This window comes from Sinomicrobium weinanense, from assembly GCF_018863395.1.
GTDB lineage: Bacteria > Bacteroidota > Bacteroidia > Flavobacteriales > Flavobacteriaceae > Sinomicrobium > Sinomicrobium weinanense.
In genome coordinates, this window is sequence record NZ_JAHKRR010000001.1 from 406,647 (window position 1) to 426,146 (window position 19,500).

17 protein-coding genes are annotated in these 19,500 nt (G+C 46.9%); 12 read left to right on the forward strand and 5 right to left on the reverse strand.

Features of this window, described 5'->3' with window-relative positions:
* Positions 1 to 89 precede the first annotated feature (89 nt).
* Complete coding sequence (gene hutI, locus KN811_RS01780; protein WP_187965149.1) at positions 90 to 1,325, reverse strand: imidazolonepropionase; 1,236 nt, start codon at positions 1,323 to 1,325, stop codon at positions 90 to 92.
* Positions 1,326 to 1,457: 132 nt separating this feature from the next.
* Positions 1,458 to 2,855: a class II fumarate hydratase gene (fumC, locus tag KN811_RS01785; RefSeq protein ID WP_187965150.1), complete on the reverse strand. Its 1,398-nt coding sequence runs from the start codon at positions 2,853 to 2,855 to the stop codon at positions 1,458 to 1,460.
* A gap of 224 nt (positions 2,856 to 3,079) precedes the next feature.
* Between fumC and KN811_RS01790 the strand changes: the two genes are divergently transcribed.
* Entirely contained in the window at positions 3,080 to 3,286 is a 207-nt protein-coding gene (locus KN811_RS01790) for a hypothetical protein (protein ID WP_187965154.1), read from the forward strand.
* Between the two features lie 116 nt (positions 3,287 to 3,402).
* Here KN811_RS01790 and KN811_RS01795 read toward each other — a convergent pair whose 3' ends face one another.
* Positions 3,403 to 5,871, reverse strand: coding sequence for a M14 family metallopeptidase (locus KN811_RS01795; protein WP_216334642.1), 2,469 nt, complete (start codon positions 5,869 to 5,871; stop codon positions 3,403 to 3,405).
* A gap of 250 nt (positions 5,872 to 6,121) precedes the next feature.
* On the opposite strand from KN811_RS01795, the gene KN811_RS01800 reads away from it, so the two are divergent.
* On the forward strand, positions 6,122 to 7,342 hold the full coding sequence (locus tag KN811_RS01800) for a multidrug effflux MFS transporter (RefSeq protein WP_187967729.1): 1,221 nt from the start codon (positions 6,122 to 6,124) through the stop codon (positions 7,340 to 7,342).
* A gap of 282 nt (positions 7,343 to 7,624) precedes the next feature.
* On the opposite strand, the gene uvrA is transcribed toward KN811_RS01800, so the two are convergent.
* Positions 7,625 to 10,429, reverse strand: coding sequence for an excinuclease ABC subunit UvrA (uvrA, locus tag KN811_RS01805; RefSeq protein ID WP_216334643.1), 2,805 nt, complete (start codon positions 10,427 to 10,429; stop codon positions 7,625 to 7,627).
* Positions 10,430 to 10,820: 391 nt separating this feature from the next.
* On the opposite strand from uvrA, the gene KN811_RS01810 reads away from it, so the two are divergent.
* Both KN811_RS01810 and KN811_RS01815 read left to right on the forward strand, forming a co-directional pair.
* On the forward strand, positions 10,821 to 11,405 hold the full coding sequence (locus tag KN811_RS01810; protein WP_187967286.1) for an RNA polymerase sigma factor: 585 nt from the start codon (positions 10,821 to 10,823) through the stop codon (positions 11,403 to 11,405).
* Between the two features lie 58 nt (positions 11,406 to 11,463).
* Positions 11,464 to 11,607 (forward strand): hypothetical protein, encoded by a 144-nt coding sequence (locus KN811_RS01815; RefSeq protein WP_187967287.1) that lies wholly within the window; start codon positions 11,464 to 11,466, stop codon positions 11,605 to 11,607.
* 48 nt (positions 11,608 to 11,655) lie between these two features.
* On the opposite strand, the gene KN811_RS01820 is transcribed toward KN811_RS01815, so the two are convergent.
* A complete protein-coding gene (locus tag KN811_RS01820) occupies positions 11,656 to 12,330 on the reverse strand; it encodes an endonuclease III domain-containing protein (RefSeq protein WP_187967288.1) in 675 nt (224 codons plus the stop codon).
* Positions 12,331 to 12,516: 186 nt separating this feature from the next.
* On the opposite strand from KN811_RS01820, the gene bcp reads away from it, so the two are divergent.
* The 8 genes from bcp to KN811_RS01860 all read left to right on the forward strand — a co-directional run bounded on the left by bcp (position 12,517) and on the right by KN811_RS01860 (position 19,436).
* The gene (gene bcp, locus KN811_RS01825) at positions 12,517 to 12,975 is read left to right on the forward strand and encodes a thioredoxin-dependent thiol peroxidase (RefSeq protein ID WP_187967289.1); all 459 of its coding nucleotides are present in this window, start codon (positions 12,517 to 12,519) and stop codon (positions 12,973 to 12,975) included.
* A gap of 139 nt (positions 12,976 to 13,114) precedes the next feature.
* Positions 13,115 to 13,756, forward strand: a complete 642-nt coding sequence (locus tag KN811_RS01830; RefSeq protein ID WP_187967290.1) for a DUF1326 domain-containing protein — start codon at positions 13,115 to 13,117, stop codon at positions 13,754 to 13,756.
* 40 nt (positions 13,757 to 13,796) lie between these two features.
* The gene (locus KN811_RS01835) at positions 13,797 to 14,564 is read left to right on the forward strand and encodes a DUF2182 domain-containing protein (protein WP_187967291.1); all 768 of its coding nucleotides are present in this window, start codon (positions 13,797 to 13,799) and stop codon (positions 14,562 to 14,564) included.
* Positions 14,565 to 14,763: 199 nt separating this feature from the next.
* On the forward strand, positions 14,764 to 16,635 hold the full coding sequence (locus tag KN811_RS01840) for an ABC-F family ATP-binding cassette domain-containing protein (protein ID WP_187967292.1): 1,872 nt from the start codon (positions 14,764 to 14,766) through the stop codon (positions 16,633 to 16,635).
* A gap of 140 nt (positions 16,636 to 16,775) precedes the next feature.
* Positions 16,776 to 17,276 carry a hypothetical protein gene (locus KN811_RS01845; RefSeq protein ID WP_187967293.1) on the forward strand — a complete coding sequence of 167 codons (501 nt, stop codon included), beginning with the start codon at positions 16,776 to 16,778 and terminating at the stop codon, positions 17,274 to 17,276.
* A 30-nt stretch (positions 17,277 to 17,306) separates the two neighbouring features.
* The gene (locus KN811_RS01850; RefSeq protein ID WP_187967294.1) at positions 17,307 to 17,492 is read left to right on the forward strand and encodes a hypothetical protein; all 186 of its coding nucleotides are present in this window, start codon (positions 17,307 to 17,309) and stop codon (positions 17,490 to 17,492) included.
* A 236-nt stretch (positions 17,493 to 17,728) separates the two neighbouring features.
* Positions 17,729 to 19,078, forward strand: coding sequence for a 2TM domain-containing protein (locus tag KN811_RS01855; protein ID WP_187967295.1), 1,350 nt, complete (start codon positions 17,729 to 17,731; stop codon positions 19,076 to 19,078).
* Positions 19,079 to 19,121: 43 nt separating this feature from the next.
* On the forward strand, positions 19,122 to 19,436 hold the full coding sequence (locus tag KN811_RS01860) for a 2TM domain-containing protein (protein ID WP_187967296.1): 315 nt from the start codon (positions 19,122 to 19,124) through the stop codon (positions 19,434 to 19,436).
* The last annotated feature ends 64 nt before the right edge of the window (positions 19,437 to 19,500 follow it).

Here is a 19,500-nt window from a genome sequence, read left to right on the forward strand (position 1 = left end):
ATCTTGATCATAATAACACCGCCCGGTGAATTCCGGGCGGTGTTTTTTGTATTATAACGAGGGGTTTCAGGCTTTTTGAGATCATGAGATCAATTGATATTGCCGTTTATCATCACCTGTTCTATATGGTTGCTGCCAAAAGCATAAGGTAGATAGGCATAACCCGGCACTTCTTTCGTGATGATTAGGTTGGCCTTTTTACCCCTGGAAATACTCCCGTGCGTATCTGATAATCCCATGGCATAAGCACCGTTGATCGTCGCGGCGTTAATGGCTTCTTCCGGGGTTATTTTCATCTTTATACAGGCAGTGGCCACAACAAAGTTCATATTGCCGCTGGGGGTCGATCCGGGGTTATAATCGGTAGCCAGGGCCAGGGGAAGGCCTGCATCGATCATTTGCCGGGCGGGAGTGTAGGGAATGCTCAGAAAGTAGGAGCAGGAGGGAAGGGCTACCGGTATGGTTTCCGTTCCTTTCAGGGCTTCGATGTCTTCATCCCGCATCACCTCCAGGTGATCTACGGACAGGGCATTGTATTTTACGCCTGTTTGTACCCCACCGATAGCATGGAACTGGTTGACGTGGATCTTCGGGATGAGCCCGAAAGCCTTTCCGGCTTCGAGGATGGCTTCGGTTTCTTCGGTGGTAAAATACCCTTTTTCGCAAAAAACGTCCACGTATTCTGCCAGGCCCTCCTGTGCTACGGCCGGAATCATTTCGTTGATGATGAGATCTATGTATCCTTCCCGGTCAGATTTGTATGCAGCAGGGATGGCGTGGGCCCCGAGGAATGTAGCCTTTACGGGGATGCCGTAGTGGGCTCTCAGTTTTTTTACGACGCGGAGCATTTTCAGTTCGGCATCCGCAGTAAGCCCGTACCCGCTTTTGATCTCTACGGCACCTGTGCCCAGGGCAATCACTTCTTCCAGGCGTTTTGCAGATTGTTCGTACAGTTCATCTTCCGGAGTGTCTTGCAATTTTTTAGCTGAATTGAGTATACCTCCACCGCGATTGGCGATCTCTTCATAGGTAAGTCCGTTTATCCGGTCTACAAATTCCTGTTCGCGGTTCCCGGCATATACAATATGGGTGTGGCTGTCGCACCATGTGGGCAGGACAACCCTGCCGGAAGCATCGATAACCTCGTCTGCCTGTGTATCCGGAAGGTCTGTCATTTTTCCGTAGTCTGCTATCCTGTCTCCTTCGACCAGGAGAAAAGCGTCTTCCAGGAGAGGAAGGGATCTCATGTCGGCTCCCGATACCTTCTGTACCGGATTGTCCCTGACCTGGAGGAGTTGTTTGATGTTTTTGATTAATATTTTCAAATGATCTGTTTTTTGTAAGCGTTGAGACGCACGGCCGTACCCTGAAATCGGGATTATCTCGTTTGAGACGCACAGTCTTGCACGTTGAGGCGCACGACCGTGCGTCTTTACGTTCATATCTTTTAATGATCTTTACTTTAATGAGCCTACCATATCTTCCGGTTTTACCCATTCGTCGAACTCTTCGGCGGTGAGGTATCCGAGATTTACGGCTTCTTCTTTCAGGGTAGTACCGTTTTTGTGGGCCGTATTGGCTATTTCGGCGGCTTTGTAGTATCCTATTTTGGTATTGAGGGCAGTCACCAGCATCAGGGAGTTGTTCAGCAGTTCTTTTATCTTGCCGTGGTTGGGTTCTATACCTGCGGCACAGTGCTCCTCAAAGCTCGTACAGGCATCTCCGATAAGCTGTGCGGATTGCAGGAGGTTGGCGGCCATAACGGGCTTGAACACGTTGAGTTCATAGTGTCCCTGCGTACCACCAACGGAAACAGCCACATCGTTGCCTATGACCTGGGCACAGACCATGGTAAGGGCTTCGCACTGTGTAGGGTTGACCTTACCGGGCATGATGGAGCTTCCGGGTTCGTTGGCAGGGATGAGTATTTCGCCGATACCAGAACGCGGGCCGGAGGCCATGAGGCGTATATCATTGGCTATTTTGTTCAGGGAAACAGCGAGTTGTTTCAGTGTAGCATGGGTTCCCACAAGAGCATCATGTGCAGCCAGGGCCTCGAATTTGTTTTCTGCGGTCTTAAAAGGTAATTCGGTGAATTTAGCAATATATTCCGCCACTTTTTGGGCATAACCCAGTGGGGTGTTGATCCCGGTACCCACAGCCGTGCCTCCCAGTGCGAGCTCAGACAGGTGGTCCAGGCTGTTGTTCAGGGCCTTTAAGCCGTGATCCAGTTGTGAAACATAACCGGAAAATTCCTGCCCCAGGGTAAGCGGGGTAGCATCCATAAGGTGAGTACGGCCTATTTTGACCACATCCATAAAGGCTTCCGATTTTTTCTTCAGGGTATCGCGCAGGCGGGTTACACCGGGAATGGTGGTTTCCACTATTTTTTTATACGCGGCAATATGCATTCCGGTAGGGAAAGTATCGTTGGAAGACTGTGATTTGTTGACATCGTCATTGGGCTGCAGTGTTTTTTCGCCTTCTCCTATAGTCTTCCCGGCCAATTGATGCGCACGGTTGGCCACGACTTCATTGACATTCATATTGCTTTGTGTGCCCGAACCTGTTTGCCAGATCACCAGCGGAAACTGGTCGTCGTGCTTTCCTTCCAGTATTTCGTCACAGGCTTTGGCAATAAGATCCCTTTTTTCTTCGGGCAGTACCCCCAGCTCGCAGTTGGTATATGCCGCGGCTTTTTTCAGGTAGGCGAATCCATAAATGATCTCCAGTGGCATGGAGGCGGAAGGGCCTATTTTAAAATTGTTCCTGGAACGTTCGGTCTGGGCACCCCAAAGTTTGTCTGCGGGTACCTTAACCTCTCCCATGGTATCTTTTTCTATTCTGTATTCCATGATGTTTGTTAAGATTTTTAGACTGCTTACAAAATTAGCATTTTGCCGTGTAATAAGCCGGTGATTTTCGGATTTTTATCACAGGTATACGAGTATGCGGGTGGTCGGGTGTTCGAGTTGTTGACCTTACTACATACCTGAACACCCGCAAACCCGAACACTGGCAAACACACTTCATATTTTAGTACCGAAAAGGCTTGGGATTTCAATTAAAAACGGTATTTTTGTGGGGAATTCGAAAATTTCCGGAAATTATGTTTGAATTTGATCAGTATTTAGGCTTTTTGGCATTCGCAGGCATAGCCCTTATGGGGTTCTGGTTGATGCTCTTCCTGACAGCTTTTGCTATTCCTTACTGGATCACCGGGTCCATTATGGAAATGATCAAGGAAAAGCGTGAAGCTAAGAAGGCTAAGAAAATGCAAGCGTAAAAAACGCATGAAAAAAAGGCTCCGAAAACGGGGCCTTTTTTTGTAGCCTTACCGCCGGTTACCTGTTTACCGGTTAAAACTGGCAACCCGAAACTGGCAACCGGCAACAACAACCTTTAACGTACCATAAAAAGGGCATTGACAAAAAACAGTTTTCCATTCTGCCAGAAGCCGCGAAACAGGGGATCGTCTACCATGTATACAATGTTCCCTTTGCCATGTTTTTGTACACCGAAAACCAGGGTATTACTGATGTTTTTCCTGGCTTCGCTGCCTGCAAATCCGGATAACGGGTCTCCGCTATCTTCGAGATATACTACATTTCCGCTATCCATCAGGGCATATGCGGTATTGCCCCTTTTCAGGGAAAAATAGGTGTCGGAATAACCAAAGGCCAGAGGGTGGGAATTGTCTACCCTGGCTTTGTAGATGGCCCCGGTGATATTGTTTTTGACATCTTCTCTTTGCCATGAAATATAAGGTGAGGTGGAATGCGGTTCTTCGTCGTCTTCCGATTGTTTTTCCTCCAGGTCAAAACCGTCAGTTCCTGCAAAGGAGCGGAGTGCCTTGCCGAGGGCGATGAGTTTTCCACCGTTCTTTACCCAGTTCTTTATAAGGGTTATTTTTTCTTCATCCAGGTATTCCGGATAGTTGCCGTCGGGAATGATCAGGATATCGTAGGAAGAGAGTTTTATTTCTTCAAAATAATCGGTGTCGAGTACAGTGACCGGATACTCCAGTTGCTGCTCGAAGAAATGCCATATCTCCCCGACATTAAGCGTGGACGAAGGTTTTCCGGACAAGAGGGCTACCTTAGTATCGCCTATCATTTTTACCGATGAGGAGCCGAAGTCCCTGCCTTTGTCCACATAGCCTGTGGAAGCAGAAGTTATTTCTTGCTTGTGTTCCCCGGCGAGGGCAGAGAGCTGTTGCAGAAAATCCTTGCGATGAGCATTATCTTTTCTGGTGATGATAAGACTCCCGGCACTGAATGCTTTTCCGGCAGCCGTAAAGGGCTTTTCGCTGTAACGTACCCGGATCCCTGTTTTTAAGAGTGAGGCGAGAAACCTGGCATCTTTCATACTGTTCCAATCGGTGATATAAGCGTAGGCATCAGAGGCAGGGGCAGGAATATTTTCTTCGGGTGAGGCACTGTCCAAAGGTATATTTCCACTTTTTGTGGCTATGGCATTCAGGCCGTAGGCGTAGGGCAGGGCCCATGCGGTTATGTCGTAGGTGAGGGAATCGTTCAGCTTGGTCCGGGGCTCGAACAGTACCTGTACCAGGGTGCCTTTGGGCTGGTCTGCCGGGATAACGAGATCTCCCGGGGCAGTTTTCATCGTGCCCTGCTTTCCGGTGGCATAGTCCAGGCCTTTTACTGTGGTTTCCCCGGCAAAGCGGTAAGTGATACCGTGTTTGTCCAGCAATCCGGTCAGGGCTTCTGTATTGTCCCTGTTCCCGCTCAATATATAGTTCTGGTATTTGAAATCTTTTCGGGTATAGAATTTCCGGAATTCTTCATTGAGTTTTTTGGCATTTCGAGAGGCGATCTCTACGGTAGAGATGCCTGTGGTATAGTGATGTGCCAGGCGGTCTTTCAGGGTCAGGGTGTCTCCGGTTCCGTTAATGACCCCGAGGCCGGCCCTGCCGCTGCCACCTTGCTCGTATGTCATACCGATGCTGCCATTGTACATGGGATAAGTGTCTCCGTAGCTCGGATAAAGAAGGTCGAACACTTCTTTGGTGAAATAGAGCCATCCTTCGGCATCGAAGTATTTGGCGTGGTTCTTTCCTATGGTTACCTGAAAATCTTTTTGCCAGTTGGTAATGACCTCGTGCAGGGGTTCGGCGCCAGGGGCAAAGTAGTAAGGGGCGTCCATGCCCTGCTCGTGGAAATCTGCATGGATATGCGGGAGCCATTGGTTGAACACCTTCACCCGCTGCCTGCTCTCTGTTTGCGTAAGCCATGCCCAGTCCCTGTTGAGGTCGAACATATAGTGATTGGGGCGGCCGTTGAGCCAGGGCTCGTGGTGTTCTTTACTGTCCGGGTCGATGTTGTTGGGCGAATTGACGAACTGATTGTACCAGTTGACATAGCGGTCACGGCCGTCGGGGTTTACACAGGGGTCTATGATAAGTACGGTATTCTCCAGCCATTCCTTTTTCCCGGTCAACAGGTCATAAGCGGTTTGCATCGAAGCCTCGGTGCTTACGCTTTCATTGCCGTGAACATTATAGCTGAGCCATACAATGGCTTTGTCGTTATTACTGTTCCCCTCAAGGGATTTTAAGTGTTCGGTACGGATGGATTCCAGGTTGGAAATGTTGGCCGGGGAGGAGATATAACAGAGGACGAGTTCCCGGTGTTCGTAAGTTTCCCCGTAGGATTGCAGCTTTACCATTTCGGGAGCCATCTCTGCCAGGTGCCTGTAATATTCCACTACACGGTGGTGCCTTGTAAAACGCGATCCCGGTTCGTATCCCAGGAATTCGGAAGGGGATCTCAGTTCCTGGGCAATGCCGGGAAACGAAATAACGATGGTAGCAAAACATATAAAACAGGAAAAGGCGGTACGGATATTCATATTGTTAATCGGTTGGTTTTTTCTTTTCTTCCGCTTGTTGATATCAACCGGCGGATGTGATATGCGTGAAGACGAAAATAACCTTTTTTTGGCAAAGGAGAATATGGCGGAAATAAAAAATGGGTCTTTTTGTCAGGAAATACAAACAGGATGTTAAAGGCTGTTCATTTTACCCTGTGCCCGGTATATTATGTGTACTTTTGTAGCTTCCCAATATAAATTCCACATCATACATAGTTAAGTTTTTGATATGACGAAGAAGCAACAACAGGTTCTTATTGTTATACTGGGCTCTATTGCTGCCCTCGGACCTTTTTCCATCGATATGTACCTCCCCGGTTTTCCCGCTATTGCGGAGGACCTGAAGACGGATGAAGCCCATGTATCGCTGACCCTTACGACATATTTTATAGGGATATCGGTCGGACAGCTCTTTTACGGCCCCCTGCTGGACCGTTTCGGGCGGAAAAAGCCGCTGCTTATCGGACTGGTGATCTATGCCCTGGCCGCCATAGGCTGTGCCCTCTCGCCGGATGTATGGTGGCTTATCGGAATGCGGCTTGTACTGGCACTGGGTGGTTGTGTAGGCATGGTGGCGTGCAGCGCCATTATCCGGGACCGTTTTTCAGCCAATGAGGTGGCACGGGCTTTTTCGTCCATTTTGTTGGTTATGGGTGTGGCCCCTGTGATAGCCCCGACCCTGGGCGGGTTATTTACAGGCCACTTCGGATGGCGTTTTATCTTTGCATTTTTGTTCGTGATCGCCGTGCTGCTCATAACGGTCATATATTTCTTCCTGGAAGAGAGCAAAGGGGAAGACAGGAAGGTCTCGCTGAAATTTGACAGTATTGCCGGGAATTACCTGGCTGTGCTCCGCAATTCCGATTTTGTGTTGTACGGATTGGCGGGCAGTATTGCCATGGCTATTATGTTTGCCTACATTTCGGGAATACCATATATTTTTATGGAACTCTACGGGGTGTCGGAAACCACTTTCGGATGGATGTTCGGGCTTAATGCCTTTGGCTTTATCACCGGAAGCCAGATCAACAGGTTCTTGTTAAAGCGGTACGATCTTGTAATACTTACCCGAAATACTTCATTTATCCAGCTAATCGTAACATCACTTTTGCTGGTCGGCGTGTGGAGGTTTGAACTGCCGCTTCCCGTTTTTGCAGGTCTCCTGTTTTTCATACTGTTTTTATTGGGCTTTATCAATCCCAATGCAACGGCGCTTTCCCTGGAGCCTTATGCATCGGGTAATGTGGGGTCGGCCTCGGCGATGAACGGCAGTTTTAAAATGGGGGCAGGGGCAGCCATTTCTGCATTGATGGGGATTTTTCACAACGGCACGGTATTTCCCATGGTGATCATGACCTTTGTCCTGGCATTGGTCTCATTTATACTGCTGCTCCTGGCCAAGAGAAAATCGTGGCGGATCCAGGAAAGGGTTTACGCAGATAAAAAATAAAACCCTGTACCTGGCATAAACCTTTGGTACAGGGTTCTACAACTAACCAACCAAAATATGAAAAAAACTAACTAACCGTTTAAGGTATTTAGTTTAAACCAAATAGCGTGCCAAATTTTGTAAATGGAAATTTCCGGGTAGTTAAATTCCTGTTAAAACCATCATGGGGGGCGCAATGCATTGCGCCCCCACTGTTATTCCATTGTGGGGATCCAATACATTGCCATCTCATATAGTAATGGACCTGTTTTTATAAAAACAAGGTGGTATACGGGCTTTTTCTTAAGACAGATGATCAACTCCCAAAGGCAGTTTTTCCCTGAGGTACTGTGCCGTAAATGATTTTTCGTTTTTGATAATTTCTTCCGGAGTCCCTTCGGCTACAACCTGACCTCCTTTTTCCCCGCCTTCAGGCCCCAGGTCAATGATATGGTCTGCACATTTAATGAGTTCCAGGTTGTGTTCTACGACGACTACGGAGTGTCCCTTGCTGATAAGGGCATTAAAGGATTTGAGCAGTTTTTGTATATCGTGAAAATGAAGTCCCGTAGTAGGTTCATCGAATATAAACAAGGCTTTTTCCCCGTTGCTTCCCTTGGAGAGGAAAGAGGCCAGTTTTATCCGCTGTGCTTCACCGCCGGAAAGGGTGGAGGAGGACTGCCCAAGGGTTACATAGCCCAGGCCGACATCCTGCAACGGCTGCAATTTATTGATGATCTTTTTTTGTTTATGTGCCCCGAAAAAAGCTATGGCGTCGTCTATGGTGAGGTTGAGGACGTCGTTGATATTTTTTCCTTCGAAGGCCACTTCCAGTATTTCCTTTTTAAAGCGTTTGCCTTTACAGGTTTCGCAAGGGAGGACCACATCGGCCATAAACTGCATTTCTATGGTCACTTCGCCTTCGCCTTTACAGGTCTCGCAGCGCCCGCCATCTACATTGAATGAGAAGTGCTTGGGCTGGTATCCCCTCATCTTTGACAATTTCTGGGAAGTGAACAGGGCGCGGATATCATCATAAGCCTTGATATAGGTAACGGGATTGGACCTGGAGGATCTTCCTATGGGATTCTGGTTAACGAACTCTACCGCTTTCAGGACACTGTATTTCCCTTCTACCTTGGTGTATTTTCCGGCTTTTTCTCCATATCCCCCGGTTTCCTTGAGAATTACAGGATAGAGTATTTTTTTAACGAGAGAACTTTTTCCGCTTCCCGATACTCCGGTCACTACGGTAAGCATGTCCAGCGGAAAAGTAACGTCGATGTTTTTAAGGTTGTTTTCCCTGGCACCCTGGATATGGATATAGTTTTTGGAAGTCCTTCTTTTCTCAGGGACCTCTATCTGTTTTCTTTCACTGAGATAGTCTCCTGTAAGCGAAGAGGCCTTAAGGATATCTTTAAAACTTCCTGCCGCTACTACATGTCCTCCCTGTGTACCCGCTTCAGGGCCTATATCTATAATGGCATCGGCCGCTTTCATGATGTCTTCGTCGTGTTCCACTACAATGACCGTATTGCCCAGGTCACGCAGGGATTTTAGTACGGAGATGAGTTTTTCCGTATCCCTGGGATGCAGGCCTATGCTGGGTTCGTCCAGGATATACATGGAACCCACCAGGCTGCTTCCGAGAGAAGTAGCCAGGTTGATACGCTGGGACTCTCCACCCGAAAGCGAATTCGATTTTCGGTTCAGCATCAGGTATTCCAGGCCTACGTTAGACAGAAAAAGCAGCCGGTTGTTGATCTCCTTGAGCAGGCGGCCTGCTACTTTCTGTTCGTATTCCGTGAGTTCGATAGTGCTGAAAAATTCCGCCAGGCGATGCAATGGCATTTCCACCAGGTCCGATATGGTCTTACCGTTTACTTTTACATAATTGGCTTCTTTCCGCAACCGTCGCCCCCCGCATTCGGTACACCGGGTTTTGCCGCGGTATCTGGAGAGCATCACCCGGTTTTGTATCTTATAGTTCTTTTCTTCCAGTTCGGCAAAGAAATCGTTCAATCCGGTGAAATAGGAATTCCCGTCCCATACCAGCTGTTTTTGTGCTTCGGAGAGTTCAAACCAGGGTTTGTGGATGGGGAAGTCAAATTTATAGGCATGGTTTACCAGTTGGTCGCGATACCAGCTCATGCTTTCGCCACGCCACGGAAAAATAGCGTTTTCATAGACAGACAGTCCGGAATTGGGGATCACAAGGTCTTCGTCTATACCAATTATGTCTCCGTAGCCTTCACATTTGGGGCAGGCGCCGAAGGGGTTGTTAAAGCTGAACAGGTGTATATTGGGCTCGAAAAACTGTATGCCGTCCCTTTCGAACTTATTGCTGAACGAGGTTTGTTTCCCCGACTGTATTTCTTCGATAATACATTGGCCTTTGCCTTCGAAAAATGAAGTTTCCACGGCATCCGACAGGCGGTTTGTAAAATCGTCGTCCCCGGGCTTGGTAATGACCCGGTCGACGACCAGGTAAAAATCGTGATCGATCTCAGAGACGATCTCATCTATGCGGACCACTTCCCCTTTGTATTTTATACGGGCATATCCCTGCTGTGCCAGGATCTTAATGCTTTCCAGGGCACTCCTGTGATCTGGAATGTGTACCGGGGCCATGAGCAGCAATTTGGTCTGCGGGTCATAGCTGTTTACAAAGTCTACGACATCGGTCACGGTGTTTTTTTTAACTTTTTTGCCCGATACGGGAGAAAAGGTCTGTCCGATACGTGCATACAGCAATTTCAGATAATCGTAGATCTCGGTGGTCGTCCCTACTGTGGAACGGGGATTGGTAGAATTTACCTTTTGTTCGATAGCTATGGCAGGGGCGATCCCCCGGATATAATCGACTTTGGGTTTGTCCAGCCTGCCGAGGAACTGGCGGGCGTAAGACGACAGGCTCTCCACATACCTGCGCTGCCCTTCGGCATAGAGGGTATCAAAGGCCAGACTGGACTTTCCGGAACCCGAAAGCCCGGTAATGACCACCAGCTTGTTCCGTGGGATGGCAACGTCGATGTTCTTCAGGTTGTGGAGCCTTGCCCCCTTGATCAGAATGTTCTGTTTCGGGTTTAATTGTGATATATCCGTCATAACTAAAAAAGGAAAAATACAAAGATAAAGGATAATGATGCAATTGAAAAAAATGTTTTGGTCTTTAGATGAGATTGCCCCTCGACGATGCTCGGAGACCGGGATTGGTGGAATATTGTAAAACAAAATATGCTGCTAATGGTCATAAATAACAACGAATTACGATGTATTGTACAAGTCTCTGCAAGCCACCATAAACCGTAATATGTCATTATAAATTATAGAAAATACCATTTAATATTTGCATATATTTAAGGAATGTTATTATATTTGGCCAGCAAAACGTTAAAAAAATAACGCTTATTCCATAAAATTACTTATTAAGAATTAGGAAAACAACGAAGCATTTCCCGCGTGTGGAATGTATTGGTTTCGATAAAAAGTAATTATTATGGAGCAACTTCTTCAGGATTCTGCTTTAGTAGAAAAATATTTGTCAGGTGATGAAAATGCATTGGAAATTCTCATCAACCGTCATTCTCAAAGAGTTTATAGTTTTATATTTTCCAAGGTATTCGACAAGGATATCGCTGAGGATATTTTCCAGGATACCTTTATAAAGGTGATAAAAACTCTTAAAAAAGGCGCATACAACGAGGAAGGGAAATTCCTGCCCTGGGTGATGCGCATAGCCCACAACCTCATCATCGACCATTTCCGGAAAAACACACGGATGCCTAAATTCGAAGGCAGTGATGATTTTAATATTTTTTCCGTGATCAGCGACAACAGTCCCAATGTCGAAAAACAGATCATCAAGGACCAGGTGGAAGACGATGTGAGGAAACTGATCGGGGAGCTTCCGAAAGATCAGCAGGAAGTGCTGGTAATGCGTATGTATAAAGATATGAGCTTTAAAGAAATCTCCGAGATCACCGGGGTGAGTATCAATACAGCTTTGGGGAGGATGCGTTACGCTATTATCAATTTAAGGAAAATAGTAGAGAAAAATAACATAGTTTTAACAAATCAATAATGCAATATTAAAGGTTTTGCCACGTTGTTAAAGAACAACCCTAAAAATTTATTGCAGAATGGCAAACCTTTACACTAAAAAGTCGGCAGAACTTAAAAAAATCGGACCCCGGCCGGAAACGGTGAGTTTCCTGCTCAATTATTCCAGAGCACTTCGTGTAGTGGATTATAAGGAAATAAAGTTCGAAACTCTGCTGAACTGAACGGAAAAAGTTCCCCCGAACTTTAAATAGACCGTCTTCCGGAATTGATTATTTTCTGGAAGACGGTTTCTTTTTAGCTTTATAATATTCGTCGATCACCGATTTTCTGCCGATAGTTTTAGTGATGACGTCCTTCTCCAGGTCCCATCCCCGGGCGGGAGAATATTCCCTGCCGTACCAGATGATCTGTAAATGTAGTTTGTTCCATTTTTCCTTCGGGAACAGCCTTTTGGCATCCTTTTCGGTCTGGACCACATTTTTTCCGTTGCTCAGGCCCCAGCGATACATGAGGCGATGAATATGAGTGTCTACCGGGAATGCCGGAATACCAAAGGCCTGTGACATAACCACACTGGCCGTTTTGTGCCCAACGGCGGGCAGGGACTCCAGGGCATCGATGTCCGCCGGGACCTCCCCGTTGTATTTGTCTATTAGGATGTGGGACAGCTCGTAAATACCCTTGGATTTCATGGGAGAAAGCCCCACAGGCCGAATGATCTCCCTGATCTCATCCTGAGTAAGTCTGGCCATGGCATACGGATTGTCCGCTTTTTCAAACAGTATGGGAGTGATCTGGTTTACGCGTACATCCGTACTCTGGGCAGACAACAGCACAGCAATTAGCAAGGTATAAGGATCTTTGTGGTCCAGCGGAATGGGGATTTCGGGATATATCTCTTCCAGCGTCCCGATCGTGAACGCCACTTTTTGGCTTTTGGTCATTTTTACATACTTTTGGTCGACTAAAATATGTAAAAAAGTATGAAGTACGAAGTATAAAGTACAAAGTACAAAGTAGAGGCGCAATGCCTTGCGTTTGAAGTCTGATCCCCCGGCCCGGATCGGGAACCGGAGATCATAATCTGACATCTCAAATCTAACGTCTAACATCTAAAATCTATACAAATAATGAATACACTGCAACCAGGAGATAAAGTACCGGAATTTACTGTTAATGACCAGGACGGAAATACGATATCCTCTTCGGATTACCTCGGTAAAAAATGGATCGTTTTCTTTTACCCCAAAGCAAGCACACCCGGATGCACGGCCGAAGCCTGTAACCTGAGGGACAATTTTCAGGAATTGAAAGACCAGGGGTATGAACTCCTCGGCGTCAGCGCAGATTCGGAAAAAAGACAGTCCAACTTCAAAAAGAAATACGATTTCCCTTTTCCCCTGCTGGCCGACGTAGATAAAAAGGTCATCGAAGCCTTTGGTGTATGGGGACCGAAAAAATTCATGGGGCGAACCTTTGACGGTATTCACCGCAAGACCTTTATCATCGACGGGGAAGGAAAGATAGAACGGGTCATCGACAAGGTAAAGACCAAGGACCACGCTGCCCAGATACTGGACGAGTCGTAAACCGGCAGGGCCGGGGAAAATTCCCCGGCTTCGGATCTCCGGTTTTATAACCCCTTAATTGTCAGGGCCTGGTAATTGTATTTCTCTTATATAAATTGTATCTTTAGTCGAGACCATTACTAACTAAACACTTTAAAATATGGAAACGACTAAATTTGAGATCAGGGGCCCGGCCTTTGCTACCTGCAATTGTGCCTGGGGTTGCCCCTGTCAGTTCAATGCCTTGCCTACCACCGGCCGGTGTGAAGCCCTATGGGCCATGCGTATTGATAAAGGGAATTTCAACGGTGTAAGGCTCGACGGGCTGGTATGGGGAACACTCTTCTCGTGGCCCGGTGCGGTGCATGAAGGGAATGGTAAGGTTCAACTCTTCCTGGAAGAACAGGCCTCGGCCGATCAACGCCAGGCACTGGAAACCATTGGAGCAGGGCAGGTCTCTGCTGAAGGTACATTCTTCCAGATATTTGCAGCCATGGCTCCGCATCTTCAGCCTTCTGTAACCGCTGCCATTGATTTTGACTGCGATATTGAGGCCGGAAAGGCACATCTGAAAGTCCGGGACCTGGTAGAAGCCGAAGGAACTCCTATCCGCAATAAGATCACCGGTATAGAATCCCGTTCCCGTGTTGTACTTCCGGGAGGTTTTGAATACCGTGAAGCAGAATATATCAGTGGTGATACTCTCACCCTGGATAAAGCCGCTATAAAGCTCGACCTGAAAGAGTCGCATGCCCATGTCTATTATGCAGCGTGGGACAATGACGGTGTAATCGCAGTCTGAAAGCTATATCTTAAATGCAGACCAAAGAGTTTTTAGTCTAATGATCAGGTTCCATGAACTTCTGCGCAGGCCCAAGCTCATCATTCTTGCAGGAATAATAGGAGTTATTGTATTGTGCTGGGCCTGGCTGGCACCTGCGGCGGTGGATATGTATGGCGGTATGGACGGCCTTTCGGCCTGGATGATGCAGGATAGCTGGGATGCCCGCTATATCACGTTTATATTCCTGATGTGGGTAGTGATGATGGCCGGTATGATGCTGCCCAGTGCAGCCCCTGCGATCCTGATGTTTGAAAAGGTCGTACGGCAAAGCCCGAACCCGTACAGGCCAGTAGCGCGCAGCTATGCTTTTGTGGCCGGTTATTTGCTGATATGGACAGGTTTTAGTGCCATAGCCACACTTTTGCAATGGATGCTGGCGGAGATGGCCCTGCTCGATATGATGATGGAACCTACCAACAGGGTTTTTGCATCCTGTATGCTCCTCCTGGCCGGAGTATGGCAATTCACACCCCTTAAACGCACCTGCCTGGGCAAATGTCGCTCTCCGATCAGTTTTCTGTCGCAACACTGGAAATCCGGTATATGGGGAGCATTGCAACTGGGAATAAAGCACGGGCTTTACTGCCTGGGGTGTTGCTGGGCATTAATGTTGCTGTTGTTTTTCGGTGGCGTAATGAACCTGCTGTGGATCGCTGCGATCACCCTGTTTGTCCTTATTGAAAAACTCGCCCCTTTTGGCCGGTGGACCTGCCGTATCTGCGGAGTGTTACTGATCCTTGGAAGCGTTTTATTATTGTTGCCATGAAGTAGTATAAGGCGGGTTGCCGGGGCCCCCAGTTGCCAGTTACCGGTTGCAAGTTGATCGGTTGAGTATATAACAGGGAACTCGCAACTGGCAACCGACAGTCTGAACTGCAAAAAATATAAAATATTTGCAGCCCTGATGTTTCGAGGGTGGCTTCTCTTTTGTAGCTTTACTCCTTAGAAAAAGTCGAGACGGATCAATGAATTATCTATCAGTAGAAAATATATCCAAATCGTTTGGAGAGCGGGTGCTGTTTACCGATATATCGTTCGGTATCAACAAGGACCAGAAAGTAGCGTTTATTGCCAGGAATGGCACCGGGAAAACCTCCCTGTTGAATATCATCACCGGAAAGGATGTGCCCGATACGGGGCAGGTGATCTCCCGCAAAGGGATATATATCGGCTTTCTGTCACAAGAACCCGACCTGCAACCGGGACTCACCATAGAAGAGACCATTTTTGCTTCCGATAACAAGGTGTTGAAGGTTATTCACAACTACGAAAGGGCATTACGGAACCCGGAAGAAGAAAAGGCCTACCAGCAAGCGTTCGAACAAATGGAACTGCATAATGCCTGGGATTTTGAAACACAATACAAGCAAATACTCTCCAAGCTGAAACTGGACGATCTCTCCCAAAAAGTGTCTTCCCTGTCCGGCGGACAGAAAAAACGCCTGGCGCTGGCCACTGTTCTGCTCAATAAACCGGACCTGCTTATCCTGGACGAACCTACCAACCACCTCGATCTGGAAATGATAGAGTGGCTGGAATCCTATTTTGCCAAGGAAAACATTACTCTCTTTATGGTGACTCACGACAGGTATTTCCTGGAGCGCGTGTGCAACGAGATCGTGGAGCTGGAAAATGGTAAACTGTATACTTATAAAGGGAGTTATTCTTATTACCTGGAAAAAAAAGATGCGCGGATAGACGCGGAACGGGCTTCCGTAGAAAAAGCGAAGAACCTCTACACCAAGGAGCTGGACTGGATGCGCCGCCAGCCAAAAGCGCGGACCTCCAAGTCCAAATCGCGTATAGACGATTTTTACGTCATTAAAGAAAGGGCCCAGGAGCGGAGAAAAGAACACCGCGTTCAGTTGGAGATCAACATGGAAAGGCTGGGCAGCAAGATCGTGGAACTGCACAATGTTTCCAAAACTTTTGGAGATAAAAATATATTGCAGAAGTTCAACTATGTGTTTAAAAAAGGAGAGCGTATAGGGGTTATCGGGAAGAACGGTACCGGAAAATCCACCTTCCTCAACCTGCTCACGGGGGCCATCCACGTCGATGCCGGAAAGATCGTGATCGGCGAGACCGTAAAGTTCGGTTATTACACCCAGGCGGGCATAGAGATAAAGACCGGTCAAAAGGTCATTGATGTTATCCGTGCATTTGGCGATTACATTCCGCTGGCCAAGGGAAAGAACATCTCTGCGGCCCAGTTGCTGGAACGTTTCCTCTTCGACAGGAAAAAACAATACGACTTTGTTGAGAAACTCAGCGGGGGAGAGCTGAAGCGGCTTTACCTCTGTACCGTGCTCATCCAGAACCCTAATTTTCTCATTCTCGATGAGCCAACCAACGACCTGGATATCATTACCCTGAACGTTCTGGAAGAATTTTTGCTCGATTTTCCCGGCTGTCTTATCGTAGTGTCGCACGACAGGTATTTTATGGACAAGATCGTCGACCATCTTTTTGTATTCAGGGGAAATGCGGAGATAGAGGATTTTCCCGGCAATTATTCCGATTACCGGGCTTATGAAGACAGTGCACCTCCTGCCGGAAACGAAGCGGGACCACCGGAAAGCGATACCAAAAAGGAAAAAAATACCTGGCGGAAGGATATCAATAAAGGACTTTCGTATAACGAGCAAAAGGAATACAACAGGCTGGAAAGGGAAATCAGGAAACTGGAGGAGGAAAAGGAAAAAATAGAAGCTATGTTTTCGGAAGGAGGACTCGAAGGCGACCGCATTGACAAATTGTCCGTAAAGCTCCGCGAGGTTCTGGCAGGGATCGAAGAAAAGACCGACCGTTGGCTGGAACTCTCCTATAAAGAATAGCACGGCTCCAATGTAAGTACCGGTTAATAGGTTGCCCCCGAATCCGGATTGTACCCGATCTGATCGTTTTGCAGAGCTACTCGAACCTCTGAACCGCACTCAGGGCAGGTTGTAATGGAGAGACCTTTCATAATTAGAAGATGTTAAGATATTTAAAATTCCTTATCAGATCTACCAACCAGCACGGCATACATTCCCCTTTTGTATATGTCTATGTTACCAGGGGACTGTACCGGGGCCGTAAGTATAAAGGACCAAAACACCGGCGTATATTGTTCCGTACTATGGCCTACTTCAAATCAAAGAGTATTCATATTGCAGACCTTTCCGATAACAACCTGTGTGATGCATTGCGGAAATATTTTCCGGGAATAAGTGTAAAACCCGAAGGGGTGTCTGACATTAGCTGCTACAATAAACCGCTCCGCCCGGACGAGGTATCCCGTTTTCTGAATGAAACCATATTCAAAGACGATCATATACTGGTGCTGGAAAAGATACATGAAACCCCGGCTTCGGAAGATGCCTGGCAGATTGTAAAGAAAAATACCAAAGTAACGGTGACCGTAGACCTGTTCTATCTCGGACTGGTCTTTTTCAGGAAAGGGCAGGTCAGGGAAGATTTCGTAATTCGTCCGTAAAAATGTAATTTTATAAGAAATTAAGACAAAATGAGCACTACCTGGATCATCATCATTGCATTACTGTTCCTTGCCGTATTGTGGAACAGCCGGAGAAACATGCGGAGATGGAAGGAACGAAAGAGGAGATCGTTCCGGGACCATTATTACGAAAAGAAAAAGGAAAAGGGACCGGAAGAAAAAACGGATAGAAGGGACAACAGTTCCGATCTTTAAACTTTTCATTGAATACCGGCTGCCGCCGGGACATCTGCAATATGCCGTTCGGCTCCGTTTCCGGATGGCTTTTTTGTATTCATCTTACAATTCATCCTGCAATTTTTACAGTTCGGGCATTCGGTTTTAGAAAGCCAGGGGGATTGGCAGAGATTTGTGGAGGCGAAAATACTTACCGGGGAAAATTGTACATTTAATGTTCCCAAACTGTTTAAGCCGGAATCTTTGATGAAAAAATGAATACAAGAGAATTTATAAAGACCATAGTCATTGGCCTGTCCATAAGCGCCATAATTTTCCTGCTGGACCAGACCTACCGGTTCCTTTCCGGATATTCGACGGCCTTTGATAACGGAATTCTGACCTCCCTTGGCTTTTACATATTGTATGGAGTTCCACTTACTTTTGTAAATGTTTATCTCATACGGTATATCAATAGAACAAACAAAAAAAGAGAGCGAAGGTATAATCTTCTTATAGGTGTGCTGAGCTCTGTTATTGTAACGCTTCTCGCAATATTCGTTCTTAGGATCGTTCACCGGGTGTTTATTGACGGAATGTCATTCCGGGGATTTCTGGCATCGGAAAACGGAGGGTTTTATTTTGTGGCTACGCTCATAGCCCTCATTATTTCCCTGTTCTTCCATGCTTTTCATTTTTATAAGGCATTACAGGAAAACAGGGTCAAGGAACAAAAGATCATTGCCGGGACGGCATCCGCCCAGTTCGACGCCCTGAAAAACCAGCTCGACCCACATTTTTTGTTCAACAGTCTTAACGTGCTTACCAGCCTTATCGACGAAAGGCCGCAGTCGGCACAGAAATTTACCACTTCGCTGTCCAAAATATACCGCTATGTGCTGGAGCAGAAGAATAAGGAGCTGGTGTCTGTCGAAGAGGAGCTTCAATTTGCCAAAACCTATGTGGGCCTGCTGAAAATGCGCTTTGAAGACAGTATAGAATTCGACATGCCGGACAAACCGGATAACCCGGAAGCAAAAGTGGTGCCGCTTTCCCTGCAACTGTTGCTGGAAAATGCCGTGAAACACAATACGGTGACTGCCCGGAACCCTTTGAAGATCAAAATATTTGAAGAAGGCGGAAACCTCGTCGTGCGCAACAATATGCAGCGCAAACAGGTGGTAAAAAAGGGAAGCGGGGTAGGACTGGCCAATATCAGCCAGCGTTATGACCTGCTTACGGAAAGAAAAGTAATGATCAAAGAAGCGGCTCCTTTCTTTGAAGTAAGAATACCAATGTTAACCAAACAAATAGAAAGTATGAATACGGAAAGTGCAGAACTGAATGAAAAGTACCTCGCGGCCAAAAGACGGGTGGAGGAACTCAAGGAATTTTACTGGAATTTAACCGCTTATTGTATTGTGATCCCTTTCCTGATCTTTATCAATTACAGGACCTCCTGGGACTTTAAATGGTTTTGGTTTCCCGTATTTGGTTGGGGGATAGGCCTGGCTTTTCACGCAGTAAGCGTATTCCTGGACAAGGGCTTTTTCGGAAGGAGCTGGGAAGAGAAAAAAATACGCGAATACATGCGTGAAGACGAAAAAACGACCAGATGGCAATAGATCGGCAGGTGTTTAATCCTGATAGATTTAAAAACAGTTCAACATGAAAATTTACACTAAAGAGGAGAGATATCTCAATGCCAAGAAAAAACTGGATAAGATAAGGGGATTTTACCGTCACCTGTTCTGGTATCTGGTCATTAACCTGTTCCTGGTGATATGGATCGGGGTGGAAGCCAAATGGGATGGCGATCAATTTTGGAACTTTGGTACTTTTTCCACAGCAGTTTTCTGGGGAATAGGGCTTTTGGCTCACGCTGTAATCGTATTTGTTCCCAATATTTTCTTCGGCAGGGATTGGGAAGAACGGCAAATACGCAAATTCATGGAAAAAGAGAACAGGCGTAGGTGGGAGTAGGAAGTTCGAAGTTGGATGGCTGTATATGAAAGCCCAGGATCAATATTCGGTAAAATTGTAACAA